Below are 18,493 nucleotides of genomic sequence, written 5' to 3'. Positions count from 1 at the left end.
CTTCGTTTGTGCGAGAGATAGGCTTTAGCGGTTCTTGCCGGGAACCCACAATATGTCAGCCTTGCCCATGTCATTGGCAAAACGGGCGGCAACGAACAGGAAGTCGGACAGGCGGTTGACATATTTCAGCGCTTCCGGGCTGACGATCTCGTTTTCAGCAACCGAGAGCTCCACCATGAGCCGTTCCGCCCGTCGGCAGATCGTGCGCGCCAGATGCAGATTGGCCGCCGCCGCATTGCCGCCCGGCAGCACGAAGGAGGTCAGGGGGTCAATTGCGGAGTTGAGGTCGTCGATTTCGTTTTCCAGCCGCGTGACCTGGCTCTCGACAATGCGCAGCGGTTCGTAGGCCGGCGGCTCGCCGGTTTCCGGGGTCGCGAGATCCGCGCCAAGGTCGAACATATCGTTCTGGATGCGGAACAGCATGGCATCCAGCTTTTCCATGCTGGCAATATCAGTATTGACGGTATGCAGCCGCGCCACGCCGATCGCCGAATTCGTTTCGTCCACCGTGCCATAGGCCTCGACGCGAAGATCGTGCTTCAGGCGGCGGGGACCGGACACCAGCGCCGTCGTGCCCTTGTCGCCGGTGCGGGTGTAGATCTTGTTCAGCTTCACCATGTCAGCGTCCGCCGCCGGTGAGCCAAAGGGTCAGCATGATGAGCACGATGGCGATGGCCTGCAACAGGAGGCGAAGCTGCATCAACTTGTTGGAACGGTTGGCGTCTTGGCCCTTCAGCATGTTGAAAAGGCCTCGTATCAGCACGATGACAACGAGGCCCATGACGATAAGGGCCAGAACAGTGGTGAAGCCGGACATTTAGGGGGTACTCCTCCTCAATCGAATCTGCGCAGCAGACGATAGAACAGTCCGGCAGGCAAGAGCCGTTTCAGCAACAGCCCCTGTTTGGCGGGAACGGTGACGGGATAATGCGGTTTTGGCTTTGCGGCGGTCAGGGCGTGTTTCAGCACGGCGTAAACGGCATCGGGGCCAAGCTTGTGGCGGTTGACCGGGCCGGACCCATCCATCCTCGCCAGCTGACGCTTGTATTCCACAGCATGGGCCGAGTTTTCCAGATCGATCTTGTCTCTGACGTGGGCAAGCGCTGTCGTGGTGAATTTCGACGTGATCGGCCCTGGTTCGATCATGCTCACATGGATGCCGCTGTCCTGAAGTTCCATGCGCAGCGTGACGCCAAGGCCCTCGATCGCGAATTTCGATGCGGTATAGGCACCACGATAACGATAGGGAACGAGGCCGAGAATGGAGGAGCAATGCACGATGCGCCCTGAACCGCGCTGGCGCATGAAGGGAATGACCCGCCGCGTCAGATCGTGCCAGCCGAAGACGTTGGTTTCGAATTGCTGCCGCAGTGCTTCCACCGGCAGATCCTCCACAGCACCCGGCTGGCCATAGGCGCCATTGTTGAACAGCGCATCGATGCGGCCTCCGGTTCTGGCCGCAACCGTATCCACGAGAGCCGCGATGGTTTCGGGCTTGGTATAGTCCATGATCAGGGTTTCTATGCCCTGATTTTCGAGCGCGGCCATATCGACGATGCGACGCACGGTGGCAAACACCCTCCAGCCGTCGCGGTGAAGCGCGCCGGCACAATGGGCTCCGATGCCCGAGGAACATCCGGTAATTATGATGACGGGTTTTTCAGGCATCTATGCCGCTCCGGAAAGCCGAATGTTGCGCTGGCCCGATGGTCCGGCCTGTGAAAATTGTATTGCGCAAAATCTGTATGCCTGCGGGAACCGAAAGGCGGGCTTGTGCGCTGTACAAAGTAGAGCTGACTTCCCATATTCGGGGCGAAGTTACAAATGAAATGCCGATAAATGGAGGCGACATGGTTGCCGCAGTGCGCCTGGCAGGCAAGGTTGCCTTCGATGCCTATTCTCATTTTGCCGAGGATGACGGCTGGGCGATGGCGAGCCACATGGCGCTTTCCATCCTGCTGGCGCTGTTCCCGTTCCTGATTTTCGGCACGGCTTTGGCCGGTTTTCTGGGGGCTGACCAGTTTTCCGAGACGGCGGTGCATCTGATTTTTGACACCTGGCCGGAAGCGATCGCAGGTCCGCTTGCCGCGCAGGTGCAGCAGGTCCTGACCATTCCGCGCGGCGGACTGCTGACAATTTCGGTGCTGGCGGCCGCATATTTTGCCTCCAACGGCGTCGAGGCGCTCAGAATCTCGCTCAACCGCGCCTATCGCGTCACGGAAACGCGCTGGTGGTACATCACCCGTCTTCTCAGTCTGCTTTATGTATTGATCGCAGTGGTAGTCTTTACCGGCATCAGCATCGTGCTTGTTGCGGTGCCGGTCGCAACGTCCTTTGCCGAGCAGCGGTTTCCCTGGCTGACGGATGCGCTGAACACTGTTTCCAGCCTCGGACTTTACGGCACCATCGTCGTTCTGACGGTCGGGCTGGTGGCGGCGCATCTGTGGCTTCCGGCCGGCAAACGCCGCATCTGGGATGTCTGGCCTGGCATTCTGCTGACAATGATCTTCTGGGTCATCGGCGCGGCGATCTTTGCCTATTACCTCTCCACCTTCGCCAATTATGCCGCCACCTACGCCGGTCTGGCCTCGGTGATGGTGGTTCTGGTGTTTCTTTACATGGTGGGTGTCATCTTCATGCTGGGTGCGGAAGTGAATGCCGCTCTGATGAAATACAAGGTCCGGCAGATCATCCGCCGCAATATCGCCGGCAACAGTGCGCGCCGCGAGCAGGTGCTAGAGGAGCCCGACAAGCCGGCGGATATCTGACGGCGTTTTTCCTTCCGCCCGAAGCGCTGAAAGGCCGGTGCTGCCTTCGCTTTTCGAGAGCTTGCGCCCATCAGCACCCAAAATCAGCCGGTGGTGGTGATAAGCGGGTGGCGATAGGTCAAGCAATTGTTGCAGCAGCCGGTGAATGGCGGTTGCGTTAAACAGATCCATGCCGCGCACCACATGGGTGATGCCTTGCAGCGCGTCATCCACCACAACGGAAAGATGATAGCTGGAGGGGGCGTCGGAGCGCGACAGCACCACATCGCCCCACAGCGCCGGCAAAGCTTCGATTTCCCCGGTCTGCCCGTCGCCGCTCTCGCGCCAGAACAGCTTGCTGTGCAAGGTGCGGACCGCCTTTTCCATGTCGAGCCGCCAGGCGTGTTGCCTGCCTGATGCCAGAAGTTCGGCCCGTTCCGCCTGCGGCCTTTGCCGATCTATTGCGGGGTAAAGCGGCGCGCCGTCGGGATCGCGCGGCCAGAGCCTTCCCTCTGCCTCAAAGGCCCTGACAATGGCTTTCGTCTCACCCCGGCTTAAGAAGGCGGGATAGGCGAGGTCGGCCTCGACCAGCCTGTCGAGTGCTGTGCGATACTCATCGAAGTGCTCCGATTGCCGCCGCACCGGCTTTTCCCATTCCAGTCCCAGCCAGCCAAGATCATCATAGATCGCCTGCTCCAGCTCCGGAGTGCAGCGCGTCTGGTCGATATCTTCGATGCGCAGCAGAAAATGGCCACTGTTTTCCCGCACCATGTCGTGGTTCAGAAAAGCGGAAAGCGCATGGCCCAGATGCAGGGCGCCATTGGGGCTGGGCGCAAAACGATAAACCGGTTTTTGACGGACGGGCGAAGGCATGGTTTCTTCTGCCATGTTTTGAAGCGCCTCGCCACCCGGTGCCGGGCCAACGTGAATATGGGCTGTGCAGACATGAAAATCATCAGGGGCCTCGACGATATCAGCGAAGGTATGGCGCATCTTGCCCGCCTCGATCCGGCTCTTAGCCTTATTATCGAAAAAGCCGGTCCGCTGGAGTTGCGTATTCACGAGCCCGGCTTTGCGGGCCTTGCCCATATCGTCGTGTCGCAGATGGTGTCGCGCGCCAGCGCGAACGCCATATGGGTGCGTATCCTTGCCGGCACGGGCGGGGCGGTGACGGCGGAAAACTATCTGGCGGTGCCGGAAGAATTGCACGCCACTTTCGGCCTTTCCCGGGCCAAGGCAACAACGCTGGAAGGGTTGGCGCACGCGGTTGCGGATGGCCGCATCGATCTTGATGCCGTCAGTCGCAAGGAAGCAGATTTGGCCCTTTCGGAGCTGGTGGCGCTTCGCGGCATTGGTCCGTGGACGGCGGAAGTCTATCTGATGTTCTGCGGCGGCCACCCCGATATTTTTCCGGTTGGTGATGTGGCGCTGCGGGCTGCGGTGGGCCACGCGCTTTCGCTCGAGGCACGGCCGGATGCGAAATGGCTGGCGGCGCGGGCGGAACTCTGGACGCCCTGGCGCTCCGTCGCCGCCCGGCTGTTCTGGGGCTACTATGCAAATATCATGCGGCGCGCGATGGTGCCGCTGCCCTGATATGGCCGCGCGGCGCTAGAAGTCTGCGATCCGGTAGGGCAAGGCTCCGCGTGAGAGATGATCGACATGTAGTTTGCGTTTTAGCGGCGGTACGGCGCGCTGCACGCAATCGACCCTTTCGCAGACCCGGCAGGAAACGCCGATGGGCTTGAAGGAGGCGGTATTGGCGAGATCGAGTGTATCGGCATAGACGAAATTCTGCGCATGGGAAATTTCGCAGCCGAGCGCGATGGCATAACGTGGCCTGTCCGTGTTGAAACCGGCGCCGGCTTTTTCGATCTGTGTGGCGATGGAAAGATAGCGCACGCCGTCAGGTGTTTCCGCCAGCTGGCGTACTATCCTGTCGGAGCTTTCGAAGGCCTGATGAATGTTCCAGAGCGGACAGGCCGCGCCGAAACGGGCAAATTGCAGCCTTGTGGCGCTGTGGCGTTTGGTGATGTTGCCAGCCCGGTCGATCTTGGCGAAAAAGATCGGCACGCCTTTCTGACCAGGGCGTTGCAAAGTGCTGAGCCTGTGGGCCACCTGTTCAAGGCTCGCGCCGAAGCGCACGGCCAGAAGTTCCAGATCGTGGCGCAATTCCTGCGCGGCCCGGTGAAATTGCCCATATGGCAGGATCAGCGCGGCGGCGAAATAGTTGTGAAGGCCGATGCGACAGATTTCCGCGGCTTCGGCGCTACGGAAACCGGCGCCGGCCAGCACTCTGTCCACGGTTGCTCCCGCATGAAGCTGGGCGATCTGAAGCGCAAGCTGAAAACAGCGGGTCGGTGCTGCCATGTAGGAACTGAGCGCCAGCGTTTTGCCGGCCGGATCGAAATGCCGGATCAATCCGCCCGCCGCCTCCGTTCTGGTGATATGGACACCGAAGCGGCTGCGTAGATGGGCCGCGAGAATGCCGTAGGTCTCGCCGCCCTCTATCTCCAGTTCGTATGCAAGTTCTTCCGCCAGAAGATCGATCTCGGCAACGTAATTGTCGACGAAGTGAAAGAAATCGCGGACCTCTTCGTAAGGTGTTCTTTCCACCTGCGCGGTTCCCCGCCCCAGCCTGTCATCCAGCTGCACCAGCTGCTCGCTGTTTTGCCGGTAGGCCTGGTGGGCGCGCAAAAGCGCATGGGCAAAACCCGGTGCGTTCTGCGCAATCAGCTTCAGCTCCTGCAGCCCGGGCTCGTAATTCAGGAACAGCGGGTCTTTCAGGGCCTCGCGCACAGCGGAAACCAGCCGGTCGTTTTCGCCGGTTGCCAGCTCCGTCACGTCGAGCTGGAATTTTTCCACCAGCGTCACCAGAACGCTGGCGGAAACGGGTCGCTGATTGTTTTCGATCTGGTTCAGATAACTGGCCGAAATGCCGAGCCGTTCGGCAAACTGTGCCTGCGTGGAGCGGGCGTTTTCGCGAAGGCCGCGGACCTTGCGGCCGATGAAGAGCTTTTCCATAGCCATGTTGCAACTTTGCAAAAGTAAATATTGCAAATATTTATGCCACGCATACGCGCACGATCAAGGCTTCTAGGCGAATGTTTTCTAAGCTATTGATTTTGAGGAAACGCATGGAGGAAACATGCCCAACATTCTGGAGCAATTGCAGACGCGCCGCGACGAAGCGCGGCTCGGCGGCGGCGTCAAGCGCATTGAGGCGCAGCATGCCAAGGGCAAGCTGACGGCGCGCGAGCGCATCGATGTGTTGCTGGATGAAGGTTCCTTCGAAGAGTACGACATGTACGTTACCCACCGTGCGGTGGATTTCGGCATGGCCGAACAGAAGGTGGCGGGCGATGGCGTCGTTACCGGCTGGGGCACCATCAACGGCCGGCAGGTCTATGTTTTCAGCCAGGATTTTACCGTGCTCGGCGGTTCGCTGTCGGAAACCCATGCCCAGAAAATCTGCAAGATCATGGATATGGCCGTGCGCAACGGCGCGCCCGTGATTGGCCTCAACGACAGTGGCGGCGCGCGGATTCAGGAAGGTGTTGCTTCGCTCGGCGGTTATGCCGACGTTTTCAAGCGCAACGTCATCGCCTCCGGTGTTGTGCCTCAAATCTCTGTCATCATGGGGCCGTGTGCCGGTGGTGCCGTTTATTCGCCTGCCATGACCGACTTCATCTTCATGGTGCGCGATACCTCCTACATGTTCGTAACCGGGCCGGATGTGGTGAAGACCGTGACCAACGAGATCGTCACGGCGGAAGAGCTGGGCGGCGCCTCCACACACACCAAAAAATCCTCCGTTGCCGATGGCGCCTATGAAAACGACATCGAGACACTTGAGCATGTGCGCCTGCTTTTCGATTTCCTGCCGCTGAATAATCGGGAAAAACCGCCAGTCCGGCCTTTTCATGACGATCCCGCACGGCTGGAAGCGCGCCTCGATACGCTGATCCCCGACAGTTCCAACAAGCCATACGATATGAAGGAACTGATCCATGCGCTCGCCGACGAGGGCGATTTCTTCGAGTTGCAGGAGGCGTTTGCCAGAAACATCATCACCGGTTTCATGCGTCTGGAAGGCCAGACAGTAGGCGTCGTCGCAAACCAGCCGATGGTGCTGGCCGGGTGTCTGGATATTGACAGCTCACGCAAGGCCGCCCGCTTCGTGCGCTTCTGCGATGCCTTCAACATTCCCCTGCTGACACTGGTGGATGTGCCCGGTTTCCTGCCGGGAACGGCGCAGGAATATGGCGGCGTCATCAAGCACGGTGCGAAACTGCTGTTTGCCTATTCCGAGGCGACGGTTCCGATGGTGACGCTGATTACCCGCAAGGCCTATGGTGGCGCGTATGACGTGATGGCCTCGAAACATATCGGCGCTGATGTGAACTATGCCTGGCCGACTGCGGAAATCGCTGTCATGGGCGCAAAAGGGGCCGCGGAAATCCTCTATCGCTCGGAGCTTTCCGATCCGGACAAGATCGCCGCGCGCACAAGGGAATATGAGGAGCGTTTCGCCAATCCCTTCGTGGCGGCAGAGCGTGGTTTCATCGATGAGGTTATCATGCCGCATTCCTCGCGCCGCCGCATCGCCCGTGCCTTTGCTTCGCTGCGGGGCAAGAACGTCGAAACCCGCTGGAAAAAGCACGATACCATTCCGCTCTGACCTGCTCTGGGGCTGGAAAAATACTTTGGCCACCTTACTATAATGATGTTCAGGCGCCCGACCTTCGGTGCCCTCCCGAAACGCACAAGGACTGATTTTTATGGCCGAGAACTCCTCCGCAGATAATTTTCCCGCCGGATATGAAGTGCCCAAGGTCTGGACCTGGGACAAGGGTAATGGCGGCCAGTTCGCCAATATCAATCGCCCGATCGCCGGTCCCACCCATGACAAGGAATTGCCGGTCGGCAAACATCCGTTGCAGCTTTATTCGCTGGCAACGCCGAATGGCCAGAAGGTCTCGATCATGCTGGAAGAATTGCTGGCCGCTGGCCACAAGGGCGCCGAATATGATGCCTGGCTGATCAAGATCGGCGAAGGCGACCAGTTCGGCTCCGGTTTTGTCGGCGTCAATCCGAACTCCAAGATCCCGGCGCTGATGGATCATTCGACGCCCGAGCCGACCCGGGTTTTCGAGAGCGGCTCGATCCTCGTCTATCTCGCGGAAAAATTCGGCGCTTTCCTGCCGAAAGAGGGCAATGCCCGCACGCAGGCGCTGAACTGGCTGTTCTGGCAGATGGGTTCCGCCCCCTTCCTCGGCGGCGGTTTCGGCCATTTCTACGCCTACGCCCCGATCAAGATCAAATATGCTATCGACCGTTACGCCATGGAGGTTAAACGCCAGCTTGACGTGCTTGACCGTCATCTGGCCGACAACCGTTATCTGGCGGGCTCGGAATATACGATTGCCGACATGGCCGTCTGGCCCTGGTATGGCAAGATAGCGCTCGGCCAAGCTTATGGCGATGCCGGTGCTTTCCTTGAAGCGGCCGGTTATAAGAACCTTATGCGCTGGACGCTTGAAATTGGCGAACGCCCTGCGGTCAAGCGCGGCGTGATCGTCAACAAAACCTCGGGCGATCCGTCCGAACAATTGCATGAACGCCACGATGCCTCCGACTTCGAGCAGAAGACGCAGGACAAAATCGGCAAGGCATAACGAAAAGACTAGAGCGCTTCTGGTTTTAATAGGACCATGAAAGCGCTCTAATTATTTGAATTTACGCATATCCGGACGTAAAAGCGGACCTGCTTTTAATGGAAATGCTTCTGGAAGGACAAAAGATGGCGAACCTGCCCGAAATGACCAAACACAAGGGATTTCCCTCCGGCATGCCGAGCACGGGCATCCAGTTCACCATCCGCCGCGCCAATCCAAAAGGGGTAACGCCCATCAAGATGATACCCCGAAGGGCGCGGGACGATTCCAAGGAACACCGCATCGATGCGGCCTTCCTGCACTCGCTCTGGCACCATTTTGGTCCCGAGCCGTTCGAGCGTGGTAATCTCGACGCTGCCCGCCTCAGCCTGCTGTTCGGCCGCGAGGTCTTGCCGGCGGAAAAGAATTTCGATCCGCTTTCCTACCAGGCGATGCTTGTCATCGACGAGCGCGTCGCCCGGCAGAATTTCCCGGAATCCTTCGAGAACTTTTTCGAGATTTGAGTGTGCTGTCATCCGCCAATAGGGAATGAAATTCAATGTCGACGGCCACCAGCAAATTCCTGAGCTATGTTCTGCGACATGCGCCCGAAAGCATCGGGCTTACCATGGATGCTCAGGGTTGGGCGGATGTCGGAGATCTATTGGCAAAAGCAAATGCGAGTGGCACGCTGCTCGACGAGGCCGGTCTGCGTGCGGTCGTTACCGAAAGCGACAAGAAGCGTTTCACCCTTTCGGAAGATGGGCACCGCATCCGGGCCGCGCAGGGGCATTCAGTAAAGGTCGATCTTGGTAGCGCTCCTTTAGAACCGCCACCGCAGCTTTTCCATGGTACTGCGACACGTTTCCTAGATGCTATCCTGCAGGAAGGATTGCGACCGGGCAGCCGGCAGCAGGTTCACCTTTCGGCAGACAGCGTGACGGCACATGCGGTCGGCCAGCGGCACGGAAAACCCGCCATCCTAATGGTTGATGCCAGTCGGATGTTTGCCGCTGGCCACAGCTTTTTTCAAGCCGACAATGGTGTCTGGCTGACCGATGCTGTTCCCGCTGCTTATCTGACGCTGATTGAGAATCATACTTTTGAAGGCGATGGCAAATGATCAAGAAAATCCTCATCGCCAATCGCGGCGAGATCGCCTGCCGGGTCATCAAGACGGCGAAGAAGATGGGCATTGCGACGGTTGCCGTCTATTCGGATGCTGATGCCAATGCTTTGCATGTGAAGATGGCGGATGAGGCCGTTCATATCGGTCCGGCGCCCTCGTCGCAGTCCTATATCGTCATCGATAAAATCCTTGCTGCGATTGAGAAGACCGGGGCTGATGCGGTGCATCCCGGCTATGGCTTCCTGTCGGAGAACGCTGCCTTTGCCGAGGCGCTGGAGAAGGCGGGTGTGATCTTCATTGGCCCGCCGGTCCGCGCTATCCAGGCCATGGGCGACAAGATCACCTCCAAGAAGCTCGCGGCGGAAGCCGGTGTTTCCACCGTGCCCGGCCATATGGGGCTGATTGGGGATGCAGATGAGGCGGTGAGGATCGCCTCCGAGATCGGTTATCCCGTGATGATCAAGGCCTCGGCCGGCGGCGGCGGAAAGGGCATGCGCATCGCCTTTAACGATGCGGAGGCGCGCGAGGGTTTCCAGTCGTCAAAAAACGAGGCGAAATCTTCCTTTGGGGACGACCGCATCTTCATCGAGAAATTCGTCACCCAGCCGCGCCATATCGAAATTCAGGTGCTGGGCGATCAACACGGCAATATCCTTTACCTTGGCGAGCGAGAGTGCTCTATCCAGCGCCGCAACCAGAAGGTCATCGAGGAAGCGCCATCGCCCTTTCTTGATGAGGCAACGCGCAAGGCCATGGGCGAGCAGGCCGTGGCTCTGTCGAGAGCAGTTGGTTACCATTCGGCCGGAACGGTCGAATTCATCGTCGATGGCGAGCGCAATTTCTACTTTCTGGAAATGAATACGCGCCTGCAGGTGGAACATCCGGTAACGGAACTCGTCACAGGCATTGATCTGGTCGAGCAGATGATCCGCGTGGCATCAGGCGAAAAGCTGTCCTTCGGGCAGACCGATATAAAGTTGAACGGCTGGGCAATCGAAAGCCGGCTTTATGCCGAAGACCCCTATCGTAATTTCTTGCCCTCCATCGGCCGGTTGACACGGTATCGCCCGCCGCAAGAGGGCGAGCAGGAAAACGGCACCGTGATCCGCAACGATACCGGCGTCTTCGAAGGCGGTGAAATCTCGATGTATTACGATCCGATGATCGCCAAGCTTTGTAGCTGGGCAAAGGATCGTGAAACCGCCATCGATGCCATGGGGCAGGCGCTGGATCGTTTCGAAGTGGAGGGCATCGGCCACAATCTGCCGTTCCTCTCGGCTGTCATGCAGCACGAGCGTTTTCGGGCCGGCCGTTTGACGACGGGTTTTATCGCCGAGGAATTTCCGGAGGGCTTTTCCGGGGTCGAGCCCGATGAGGCCTCCGCGCGCAAGCTCGCAGCCATCGCCACCGTTATCCACCATCGGCTTCAAAACCGTGCGGTCGAAATTTCCGGTACCATTGGCAATCATCGTCGCATTGTCGGTCAGGACTGGGTGGTTTCGCTTGGTCGATCCCGTCGAAGCGTCAGCGTGGAGACCGGTGCTGAAGGCATGGCAATCCGTTTTGAGGATGGTGCTGCGCTGACAGTCGCTACCGGCTGGCTTCCCGGCCGCAGCCTTGGCCTGTTCACGGTGGCGGGCGAGGTGATCGCCGCCAAGGTCGATCTTGCCGGTGCGGCGGTTCGCCTGCGCTGGCGCGGCATGGATGTTCTCGCCCATGTGCGCAGCCCGCGCGTGGCGGAACTGGCGCTGCTGATGCCGGAAAAGCTGCCGCCCGATACGTCGAAACTGTTGCTCTGCCCGATGCCGGGCGTCATCACCGGGATCTCGGTTGGCGAGGGGGACGAGGTCGAAGCCGGTCAGGCGCTGGCGACGGTGGAGGCAATGAAGATGGAGAACATCCTGCGTGCGGAAAAACGCGGCCGGGTTGCCAAAGTGTCGGCAAAGCCGGGCGATAGCCTCGCCGTGGATGAGGTCATCCTCGAATTTGAATAGGGCTTGATACCGTTTTTGAGGAACGGATGAGGGGCGGAGCGGGTTACGGGGTAGGCTGGATTTCGGTCACGATCACCAGTCACAGTACTGAAAATGAAATGCAGAAGGGGAGATATGCATGTCGGGTGAAAAAACGGTGCGGGATTGGCTGCAGCTTGCCGAAAAGGAGCTGAAGCGTTCACCGGATGCACTCGTCTGGCATACGCCCGAAGGCATTGACGTCAAACCGCTTTACACGGCCGATGACCTGAAAAAGGCTTCACATCTCGATGGCCTGCCGGGCTTTGCACCCTTCACGCGCGGCCCGCGCGCCACCATGTATGCCGGGCGGCCATGGACGATCCGCCAATATGCCGGGTTTTCGACTGCCGAAGCTTCCAACGCCTTTTACCGCAAGGCGCTCGCCGCCGGCCAACAGGGTGTTTCGGTCGCCTTCGATCTTGCCACTCATCGCGGATATGACAGCGACCACTCGCGCGTTGAAGGCGATGTCGGTAAGGCGGGCGTAGCGATCGACAGCGTCGAGGACATGAAAATCCTGTTCGATGGTATACCGCTCGAAAAGGTCTCCGTCTCCATGACCATGAACGGGGCCGTCATTCCGGTGCTCGCCAATTTCATCGTTGCGGGGGAAGAGCAGGGTGTCTCGCGTGCCGCACTTTCCGGCACCATCCAGAACGACATTCTCAAGGAGTTCATGGTCCGCAACACCTATATCTACCCGCCCGAGCCTTCGATGCGTATCATTGCTGATATCATTGAATATACGGCGAAGGAGATGCCGAAATTCAACTCTATTTCGATATCCGGCTATCACATGCAGGAGGCAGGTGCCACGCTGGTGCAGGAGCTTGCCTTCACGCTGGCGGATGGGCGGGAATATGTGCGGGCCGCCCTTGCCAAGGGACTGAATGTCGATGATTTCGCCGGCCGCCTGTCGTTCTTTTTTGCCATCGGCATGAATTTCTTCATGGAGGCCGCAAAGCTGCGCGCCGCCCGCTTCCTCTGGTCGCGCATCATGGAAGAGTTCAAGCCGCAAAAGGCGTCGTCGCTCATGCTGCGCACCCATTGCCAGACATCCGGTGTGTCTCTTCAGGAACAGGACCCTTACAATAACATTGTCCGCACCGCTTTCGAGGCCATGTCCGCCGTGCTGGGCGGCACACAATCGCTGCACACCAATTCCTTTGATGAAGCCATTGCCCTGCCGACAGAATTTTCCGCCCGCATCGCCCGCAACACCCAGCTTATTCTCCAGCATGAAACCGGCGTCACCAAGGTCGTCGATCCGCTGGCCGGTTCCTACTATGTCGAAAGCCTGACGGATGAACTGGCGCAAAAAGCCTGGGCGCTGATTGAGGAAGTGGAGGCGCTTGGTGGCATGACCAAAGCGGTGGCCGAAGGCCTGCCCAAAAGATTGATCGAGGAGGCGGCCACGCGTCGGCAGGCGGCCGTGGACAAGGGCGAGGAAGTCATCGTCGGCGTCAACCGCTACCGTCTGGAAACCGAGGAGGATATCGACGTTCTCGATATCGACAACGCCGCCGTACGCGCTGCGCAAATCCGCCGCCTTGAGGACACCAAACGTCGCCGCGACGGCGGGGACGTCTCGAAGGCGCTGGCGGCATTGTCTGAAATTGCCCGTAGCGGCAAGGGTAATATTCTCGAGGCGGCAGTCGTCGCCGCCCGCGCCCGCGCCACCGTCGGCGAGATTTCCGATGCGCTGCGTGCCGTCTTCGGCGATTACGTTGCCGTGCCGGAAGTGGTGGAGGATATTTACGGCGAGGCCTACAAGGACGAGCCGGAGCTTGCCACGCTCGCTACGCGGCTTTCCGGCGTGGCAGAACGGCTCGGCGTCAAACCGCGCATCATGGTCGCAAAGCTCGGGCAGGACGGGCATGATCGCGGCGCGAAGGTTATCGCGTCGGCCTTTGGTGATATCGGTTTCGATGTGCTGGCCGGGCCGCTGTTCCAGACGCCTGCCGAGGCAGCCGATCTTGCGGTTCAGAACAAGGTGCATGTGGTCGGCATGTCGTCGCTTGCCGCAGGCCACAAGACGCTCGCACCGCAGCTTGTGGAGGCGCTCAAGCAGAAGGGTGCCCAGGACATCATCGTCGTCGTCGGCGGCGTCATTCCGCGCCAGGATTATCAGTTCCTGCTCGACCACGGCGTTTCGGCGATTTTCGGACCCGGCACCAATGTCATGGATGCGGCGAACAAGGTTCTCGATCTGCTGGAAGGCATCCGGCGCAACGCGTGAGAGGAATACGGCCATGTTCGGAAGATTGAACCACGTCGCCCTTGCCGTGCCCGATCTTAATGCCGCGGTTTCGCGATACAGGGCGCTTGGCGCTCAAGTTTCCGAGCCGCAATCCCTGCCCGAACACGGCGTGACAGTGGTTTTCGTTCAGGCTGACAATACCAAGATCGAACTTCTTCATCCGCTTGGAGAGAACTCCCCGATTACCGCCTTCCTCGAAAGAAATCCGGGTGGCGGCACGCATCATCTGTGCTTTGAGGTGCCGGATATTCTGGCCGTGCGAGACGATCTCGTCCAAAAAGGCATCCGCATTTTAGGTGATGGCGAGCCGAAGATCGGCGCGCATGGCAATCCCGTTCTCTTCCTGCATCCAAAGGATATGGGTGGCGTGCTTTACGAGCTTGAGCAGGTCACTCCGACACACGTCTGAAACACAGACCCCGTACCGACATCCCGAAACACGTTGGCGAAGTGATTCACCGGCGGCAGTTGCCGTTCGCTTGTGCTGAAAACATGGGTTTCGTTTGTTTTCTTTTGACATTCGTTTTGTTTTCGTTTTTATGACGATAATCTTTCAACGTAGGGGAAAATGGTCCCCGGCGCTGTCTTGCGAGGCCCTATGTCCGGCGAAAACATATTCGATCTTTTTGTCATCGGCGGTGGCGTGAATGGTTGCGGCATTGCCCGCGATGCCGTGGGTAGGGGCTATTCCGTGGCGCTTGCGGAAAAGGGCGATTTTGCCTCCGGTACGTCTTCGGCAGCCACCAAGCTCATCCATGGCGGCCTGCGTTATCTCGAACATTATGAGTTTCGTCTGGTGCGAGAAGCCTTGATGGAGCGTGAAATTCTGTGGGCCATGGCCCCGCACGTCATCTGGCCCATGCGCTTCGTCCTGCCGCTCCAGAAAGGCGGCGTGCGTCCGGCATGGATGGTCCGGCTTGGCCTCTTTCTTTATGACAACCTCGGCGGCCGCAAGCTTTTGCCGCCGACGCGCACGGTCGATCTTCGGCAAGACCCGGCAGGCAAACCTCTGAAGCCGGTCTTTGCCAAGGCTTTCGAATATTCCGACGGCTGGGTGGACGATGCCCGTTTCGTGGTTCTGAATGCGCGTGACGCGGCGGATCGCGGTGCGACGATCATGAACCGCACGCGGGTCGTTTCCGCACGGCGCGAAGGCGGCTTGTGGCTTATCGTGACGCTGGACGAAAAGACCGGTCGTTCAGCCACGCACAGAGCGCGCATGCTGGTGAATGCCGCTGGCCCATGGGTGGATAACGTGCTGTCCGGCGTGTTCGGCCGCAACGATGTGCACAATGTTCGTCTCGTGCAGGGCAGCCACATCATCGTGCGCAGGAAGTTTTCCGATCCGCGCGCCTATTTCTTCCAGAACCCGGACAACCGCATCATCTTCGCCATTCCCTATGAGCAAGATTTTACGCTGATCGGCACCACGGACCGCGACTACAAGGGCGATCCGGCCAAGGTGCGCATCTCCGAGGAAGAGATTTCCTATCTCTGTAATGCCGCCAGCGAATATTTCAGCGAGCCGGTGAAGCCGGATGATATCGTCTGGACCTATTCCGGCGTGCGCCCGCTTTTCGATGATGGCGCTTCAAAGGCGCAGGAAGCCACACGCGACTATGTGCTGAAGGTTGAAGAGGCAGAGGGCGAAGCGCCGCTGCTCAATATCTTCGGCGGCAAGCTGACCACCTACCGGCGGCTGGCGGAACATGCTCTGGAAAAGATCGGCGCAGCCATCGGAGAAAAGGGCAAGCCCTGGACGGCGGGCTCGTATCTGCCGGGCGGTGACTTCGGGGTGGAGAGATATGACGCCCAGGTGAGGGCGCTTGTCTCCCGTTACCCATTCCTTGATGGACGCCATGCCGAGCGGCTCATCAAAAACTACGGCACGAAGGCTGCGGAACTGCTCGGTGTCGCCACCGATGTTTCCGGCCTCGGCCGGCATTTCGGCGGCACACTTTATGAATGCGAAGTGCGCTGGCTGGTGGAACACGAATGGGCCTTTGCAGCCGAGGATATTCTCTGGCGGCGCACTAAACAGGGCCTGCGGTTGAGCAGGGACGAGGCTGCCGCTCTGGATGAATTCGTTTCCACGCTGACTGGTGTCAAGGAAAAGGGCGAAGCCGTGACGGAGCAGGCCTGAGCATCTACGAGTTTTCCCGTCAGTTCCCCGAGTTCCTTGCCGCTCTTTCAGGGCCATCAGCGCTCAATATATAGTCGTCGGCGGCGGACAGAGCGTGTTCCATATGCCCTTCGAACACCAGTTCCGGTTCGTTGGGCGCGATGCCGATTTTTGGCATTCCGCCGAAGCGTACCGACTGCGATTGCGCAAGGCCATCGTGAAGGCCGCTTTCCAGAAGATCGAAATAGCGTGTGCCGGGGCCAGTGATGAAGACCGGCATATGGCCGTGCAGGCTGAACAGACGTGAAAGGCCGTTGCCGAGTGCAAGCCCGGCTGTGCGGAAGGCAAGCCGCGCCATGCGCCCGCCGGCGCGGGCGGAAGCGGCGATCTTGTCCACTTCGGCAATCGGCACGAATTTTGCCGGTTCCGCCTGCGGCGGGGCCTCGAAAGCCGAACGCAGGATTGCATAAAACCCTGAATAGGCCTCGATACAGCCTCTGGTGCCGCAGCGGCAAAGGGCGCCATCGGCCAGATGCAGCATATGTCCGAAATTGGGGGCGCTAACCTCTATCCCGCCACCCGCGGCGCGGGCAATGCCGAGGCCAATGCTGTGGCCGAGCGACAGGGTGACAAGTGCCTCCGGTTTCGGGCCGTCCTTTGCCTGCTCCTGCATCCAGATGGCTTTTGCGGCCAGCAGCGTTTCGTTGTTCAGCGTCACGCGGATGCGGCCGTCCTGAGAAATGAGCTGCTGGAAATCTATCTTTTCGGTGCCGAGCACCGGCGACCAGACGAGCACCGCCGCTGCCGCGTCCACAAGCCCCTTGCTGCTGATCGACACCTGAAGAATGTCGTGCCGGTCGATGCGCGAACGGTCCGCAAGCCGTGCAAGGCCGGAGAGGATCGAGCCGCCGAATGACCCTTTTTCAGCCGTGATCCTCTGCTCGGTGAAGCGGTCCACCAGCTTGCCGGCATAGTCGACCAACGAATATTGCACGCTGTCGGACGAAATGATGACGATGGCGACGTGGCAGAAAGCACCATCAGGCCCAAAGAGGATGCGCGGCCGCCCGCGCCCGGCGGCGGCCAGCTGCTCTTTGCGCAGGATGAGGCCGGCCCGCTCGAGTTCCATGGTGATTGCGGAAACGGTGGCGGAGGCAAGCCCGGTGAAGGAGGACATGTCCGTATGGGATAGGCTGCCATGAAGGCGCAGCGCTGCCATCACCGACAGGCTGTTTTTCTGGCGCACCAGTTCCGTGCTTGCAATGGCGGACATGGGCTGGGGTATGCTCCCTGAACGGCTTTTTTCCTGTCGTGCTTATCCCCTCTGATGGCGCACGCCACGAGCAAGATCAAGGCACCCGGATGCTGCCCGCAGCCGTTGTTGACAGCATGGGGAATCTCTGACATTAATTTTCTCGACTGTCGAGAAAATTGTGAAATCACAGAGCCCGACAGCTTTTTCCGGGCGTTTTCCCTGCATGGAGGTGCAGGCTTCGCCCTTACCGGGAGGACATCATGAATTCGTTTGCCAAGCTTTTGGCGGGTACAGCTGTACTCGTTTCCCTGCACACCGCAGCCATTGCTGCTGATCTCGTCGTTGGCGTTTCCTGGTCCAATTTCCAGGAAGAGCGCTGGAAGACGGATGAGGCGGCAATCAAGGCAGCTCTCGACAAGGCCGGTGCGAAGTATATTTCCGCCGATGCGCAGTCGTCCGCCGCAAAACAGCTGACTGACGTGGAATCGCTGATTTCCCAGGGCGCCAATGCGTTGATCATTCTTGCGCAGGACAGCGACGCGATTGGCCCGGCTGTTGAAAAGGCCGTCGCTGAAGGTATTCCGGTGGTGGGTTACGACCGCCTGATCGAAAACAAGAACGCCTTCTACATCACCTTCGACAACAAGGAAGTCGGTCGCCTTCAGGCCGCCGAAGTCTTCAAGGTCAAGCCGGAAGGCAACTACGTCTTCATCAAGGGTTCGTCTTCCGATCCGAATGCGGACTTTCTTTTTGCCGGACAGCAGGAAGTCCTGAAGGCCGCTGTCGACGCGGGCAAGATCAAGAATGTCGGCGAAGCCTATACCGATGGCTGGAAGCCGGAAAATGCCCAGAAGAACATGGAGCAGTTCCTGACCAAGAATAACAACAAGGTCGATGCGGTCGTCGCCTCGAACGACGGAACGGCCGGTGGCGCAATTGCCGCTCTTGCCGCGCAGGGCCTCGCAGGTTCTGTTCCCGTATCCGGTCAGGATGCGGACTTCGCCGCGCTCAACCGCGTAGCCCTCGGCACGCAGACGGTATCTGTCTGGAAGGATAGCCGCGAACTCGGCAAGGAAGCTGCCGGCATCGCGCTGGAACTTGCGGGCGGCAAGAAGATGACGGAAATCAAGGGCGTTGCCGCTTTTGATGGCGGTCCGAAAAAAGTGACGATGCAGTCAGTCTTCCTCAAGCCCATCGCCATTACCAAGGACAATCTGAACGTCGTCATCGACGCCGGCTGGATCAAGAAGGAAACGGCCTGCCAGGGTGTAAAGGCCGGATCCGTCAAGGCCTGCAACTGAGACCGCTAGG

At 59.3% G+C, this 18,493-nt stretch carries 17 protein-coding genes; 11 read left to right on the top strand and 6 right to left on the bottom strand.

The features are described from left to right. Positions 1–24 precede the first annotated feature (24 nt). From T18_RS10930 to T18_RS10920, 3 genes are read right to left on the bottom strand one after another with little or no spacing between them, the layout of a single operon-like run. Positions 25–618, bottom strand: coding sequence for a cob(I)yrinic acid a,c-diamide adenosyltransferase (locus T18_RS10930; protein WP_003511317.1), 594 nt, complete (start codon positions 616–618; stop codon positions 25–27). Between the two features lies 1 nt (position 619). Then, positions 620–817 carry a twin transmembrane helix small protein gene (locus T18_RS10925; protein WP_003497428.1) on the bottom strand — a complete coding sequence of 66 codons (198 nt, stop codon included), beginning with the start codon at positions 815–817 and terminating at the stop codon, positions 620–622. A gap of 17 nt (positions 818–834) precedes the next feature. Further along, positions 835–1,668 (bottom strand): SDR family oxidoreductase, encoded by an 834-nt coding sequence (locus T18_RS10920; RefSeq protein ID WP_003511316.1) that lies wholly within the window; start codon positions 1,666–1,668, stop codon positions 835–837. Between the two features lie 182 nt (positions 1,669–1,850). Here T18_RS10920 and T18_RS10915 point away from each other — a divergent pair, with 182 nt between their 5' ends. Further along, positions 1,851–2,768, top strand: coding sequence for a YihY/virulence factor BrkB family protein (locus T18_RS10915; protein WP_003511315.1), 918 nt, complete (start codon positions 1,851–1,853; stop codon positions 2,766–2,768). On the opposite strand, the gene gluQRS is transcribed toward T18_RS10915, so the two are convergent. Then, positions 2,736–3,620, bottom strand: a complete 885-nt coding sequence (gluQRS, locus tag T18_RS10910; protein WP_003511314.1) for a tRNA glutamyl-Q(34) synthetase GluQRS — start codon at positions 3,618–3,620, stop codon at positions 2,736–2,738. The two genes, T18_RS10915 and gluQRS, sit on opposite strands and share 33 nt — an antisense overlap. Before the next feature lie 72 nt (positions 3,621–3,692). Between gluQRS and T18_RS10905 the strand changes: the two genes are divergently transcribed. Continuing rightward, on the top strand, positions 3,693–4,340 hold the full coding sequence (locus tag T18_RS10905) for a DNA-3-methyladenine glycosylase family protein (protein ID WP_035251496.1): 648 nt from the start codon (positions 3,693–3,695) through the stop codon (positions 4,338–4,340). Positions 4,341–4,355: 15 nt separating this feature from the next. On the opposite strand, the gene T18_RS10900 is transcribed toward T18_RS10905, so the two are convergent. Next, positions 4,356–5,774: a helix-turn-helix domain-containing protein gene (locus T18_RS10900; RefSeq protein WP_035251494.1), complete on the bottom strand. Its 1,419-nt coding sequence runs from the start codon at positions 5,772–5,774 to the stop codon at positions 4,356–4,358. 118 nt (positions 5,775–5,892) lie between these two features. On the opposite strand from T18_RS10900, the gene T18_RS10895 reads away from it, so the two are divergent. The 8 genes from T18_RS10895 to T18_RS10860 all read left to right on the top strand — a co-directional run bounded on the left by T18_RS10895 (position 5,893) and on the right by T18_RS10860 (position 15,948). Further along, the gene (locus T18_RS10895) at positions 5,893–7,425 is read left to right on the top strand and encodes an acyl-CoA carboxylase subunit beta (RefSeq protein ID WP_003511311.1); all 1,533 of its coding nucleotides are present in this window, start codon (positions 5,893–5,895) and stop codon (positions 7,423–7,425) included. A gap of 100 nt (positions 7,426–7,525) precedes the next feature. Next, positions 7,526–8,422, top strand: a complete 897-nt coding sequence (gene yghU, locus T18_RS10890; RefSeq protein ID WP_003511310.1) for a glutathione-dependent disulfide-bond oxidoreductase — start codon at positions 7,526–7,528, stop codon at positions 8,420–8,422. A 125-nt stretch (positions 8,423–8,547) separates the two neighbouring features. Next, complete coding sequence (locus T18_RS10885) at positions 8,548–8,925, top strand: hypothetical protein (RefSeq protein WP_013761770.1); 378 nt, start codon at positions 8,548–8,550, stop codon at positions 8,923–8,925. A 35-nt stretch (positions 8,926–8,960) separates the two neighbouring features. After that, complete coding sequence (locus tag T18_RS10880) at positions 8,961–9,524, top strand: RNA 2'-phosphotransferase (protein WP_003511308.1); 564 nt, start codon at positions 8,961–8,963, stop codon at positions 9,522–9,524. Further along, complete coding sequence (locus T18_RS10875) at positions 9,521–11,524, top strand: acetyl/propionyl/methylcrotonyl-CoA carboxylase subunit alpha (RefSeq protein ID WP_003511306.1); 2,004 nt, start codon at positions 9,521–9,523, stop codon at positions 11,522–11,524. Before T18_RS10880 ends, T18_RS10875 begins: the two co-directional genes overlap by 4 nt. A gap of 118 nt (positions 11,525–11,642) precedes the next feature. After that, positions 11,643–13,784: a methylmalonyl-CoA mutase gene (scpA, locus tag T18_RS10870; RefSeq protein WP_003511304.1), complete on the top strand. Its 2,142-nt coding sequence runs from the start codon at positions 11,643–11,645 to the stop codon at positions 13,782–13,784. A 13-nt stretch (positions 13,785–13,797) separates the two neighbouring features. After that, positions 13,798–14,214, top strand: a complete 417-nt coding sequence (mce, locus tag T18_RS10865; protein ID WP_003511303.1) for a methylmalonyl-CoA epimerase — start codon at positions 13,798–13,800, stop codon at positions 14,212–14,214. 189 nt (positions 14,215–14,403) lie between these two features. Continuing rightward, positions 14,404–15,948 (top strand): glycerol-3-phosphate dehydrogenase, encoded by a 1,545-nt coding sequence (locus T18_RS10860; protein ID WP_003511302.1) that lies wholly within the window; start codon positions 14,404–14,406, stop codon positions 15,946–15,948. Between the two features lie 19 nt (positions 15,949–15,967). On the opposite strand, the gene T18_RS10855 is transcribed toward T18_RS10860, so the two are convergent. Further along, positions 15,968–17,200, bottom strand: a complete 1,233-nt coding sequence (locus tag T18_RS10855; RefSeq protein WP_003511301.1) for an ROK family transcriptional regulator — start codon at positions 17,198–17,200, stop codon at positions 15,968–15,970. Between the two features lie 242 nt (positions 17,201–17,442). On the opposite strand from T18_RS10855, the gene xylF reads away from it, so the two are divergent. Then, complete coding sequence (gene xylF / locus T18_RS10850; RefSeq protein ID WP_003511300.1) at positions 17,443–18,483, top strand: D-xylose ABC transporter substrate-binding protein; 1,041 nt, start codon at positions 17,443–17,445, stop codon at positions 18,481–18,483. The last annotated feature ends 10 nt before the right edge of the window (positions 18,484–18,493 follow it).

Source organism: Rhizobium sp. TBD182 (assembly GCF_001950375.1).
Lineage (GTDB): Bacteria > Pseudomonadota > Alphaproteobacteria > Rhizobiales > Rhizobiaceae > Agrobacterium > Agrobacterium tumefaciens.
This window is presented reverse-complemented; position numbering and strand designations above follow the sequence as displayed.

Excerpts from the sequence above, each read along its gene's own strand:
- yghU (WP_003511310.1), top strand. The coding sequence starts at position 7,526 with ATGGCCGAGAACTCCTCCGCAGATAATTTTCCCGCCGGATATGAAGTG.
- T18_RS10925 (WP_003497428.1), bottom strand. The coding sequence starts at position 817 with ATGTCCGGCTTCACCACTGTTCTGGCCCTTATCGTCATGGGCCTCGTT.
- T18_RS10885 (WP_013761770.1), top strand. The coding sequence starts at position 8,548 with ATGGCGAACCTGCCCGAAATGACCAAACACAAGGGATTTCCCTCCGGC.
- T18_RS10900 (WP_035251494.1), bottom strand. The coding sequence starts at position 5,774 with ATGGCTATGGAAAAGCTCTTCATCGGCCGCAAGGTCCGCGGCCTTCGC.
- T18_RS10860 (WP_003511302.1), top strand. The coding sequence starts at position 14,404 with ATGTCCGGCGAAAACATATTCGATCTTTTTGTCATCGGCGGTGGCGTG.
- mce (WP_003511303.1), top strand. The coding sequence starts at position 13,798 with ATGTTCGGAAGATTGAACCACGTCGCCCTTGCCGTGCCCGATCTTAAT.
- T18_RS10855 (WP_003511301.1), bottom strand. The coding sequence starts at position 17,200 with ATGTCCGCCATTGCAAGCACGGAACTGGTGCGCCAGAAAAACAGCCTG.
- T18_RS10875 (WP_003511306.1), top strand. The coding sequence starts at position 9,521 with ATGATCAAGAAAATCCTCATCGCCAATCGCGGCGAGATCGCCTGCCGG.
- T18_RS10895 (WP_003511311.1), top strand. The coding sequence starts at position 5,893 with ATGCCCAACATTCTGGAGCAATTGCAGACGCGCCGCGACGAAGCGCGG.
- T18_RS10915 (WP_003511315.1), top strand. The coding sequence starts at position 1,851 with ATGGTTGCCGCAGTGCGCCTGGCAGGCAAGGTTGCCTTCGATGCCTAT.
- T18_RS10930 (WP_003511317.1), bottom strand. The coding sequence starts at position 618 with ATGGTGAAGCTGAACAAGATCTACACCCGCACCGGCGACAAGGGCACG.
- T18_RS10920 (WP_003511316.1), bottom strand. The coding sequence starts at position 1,668 with ATGCCTGAAAAACCCGTCATCATAATTACCGGATGTTCCTCGGGCATC.
- T18_RS10905 (WP_035251496.1), top strand. The coding sequence starts at position 3,693 with ATGAAAATCATCAGGGGCCTCGACGATATCAGCGAAGGTATGGCGCAT.
- gluQRS (WP_003511314.1), bottom strand. The coding sequence starts at position 3,620 with ATGCCTTCGCCCGTCCGTCAAAAACCGGTTTATCGTTTTGCGCCCAGC.
- T18_RS10880 (WP_003511308.1), top strand. The coding sequence starts at position 8,961 with ATGTCGACGGCCACCAGCAAATTCCTGAGCTATGTTCTGCGACATGCG.
- xylF (WP_003511300.1), top strand. The coding sequence starts at position 17,443 with ATGAATTCGTTTGCCAAGCTTTTGGCGGGTACAGCTGTACTCGTTTCC.
- scpA (WP_003511304.1), top strand. The coding sequence starts at position 11,643 with ATGTCGGGTGAAAAAACGGTGCGGGATTGGCTGCAGCTTGCCGAAAAG.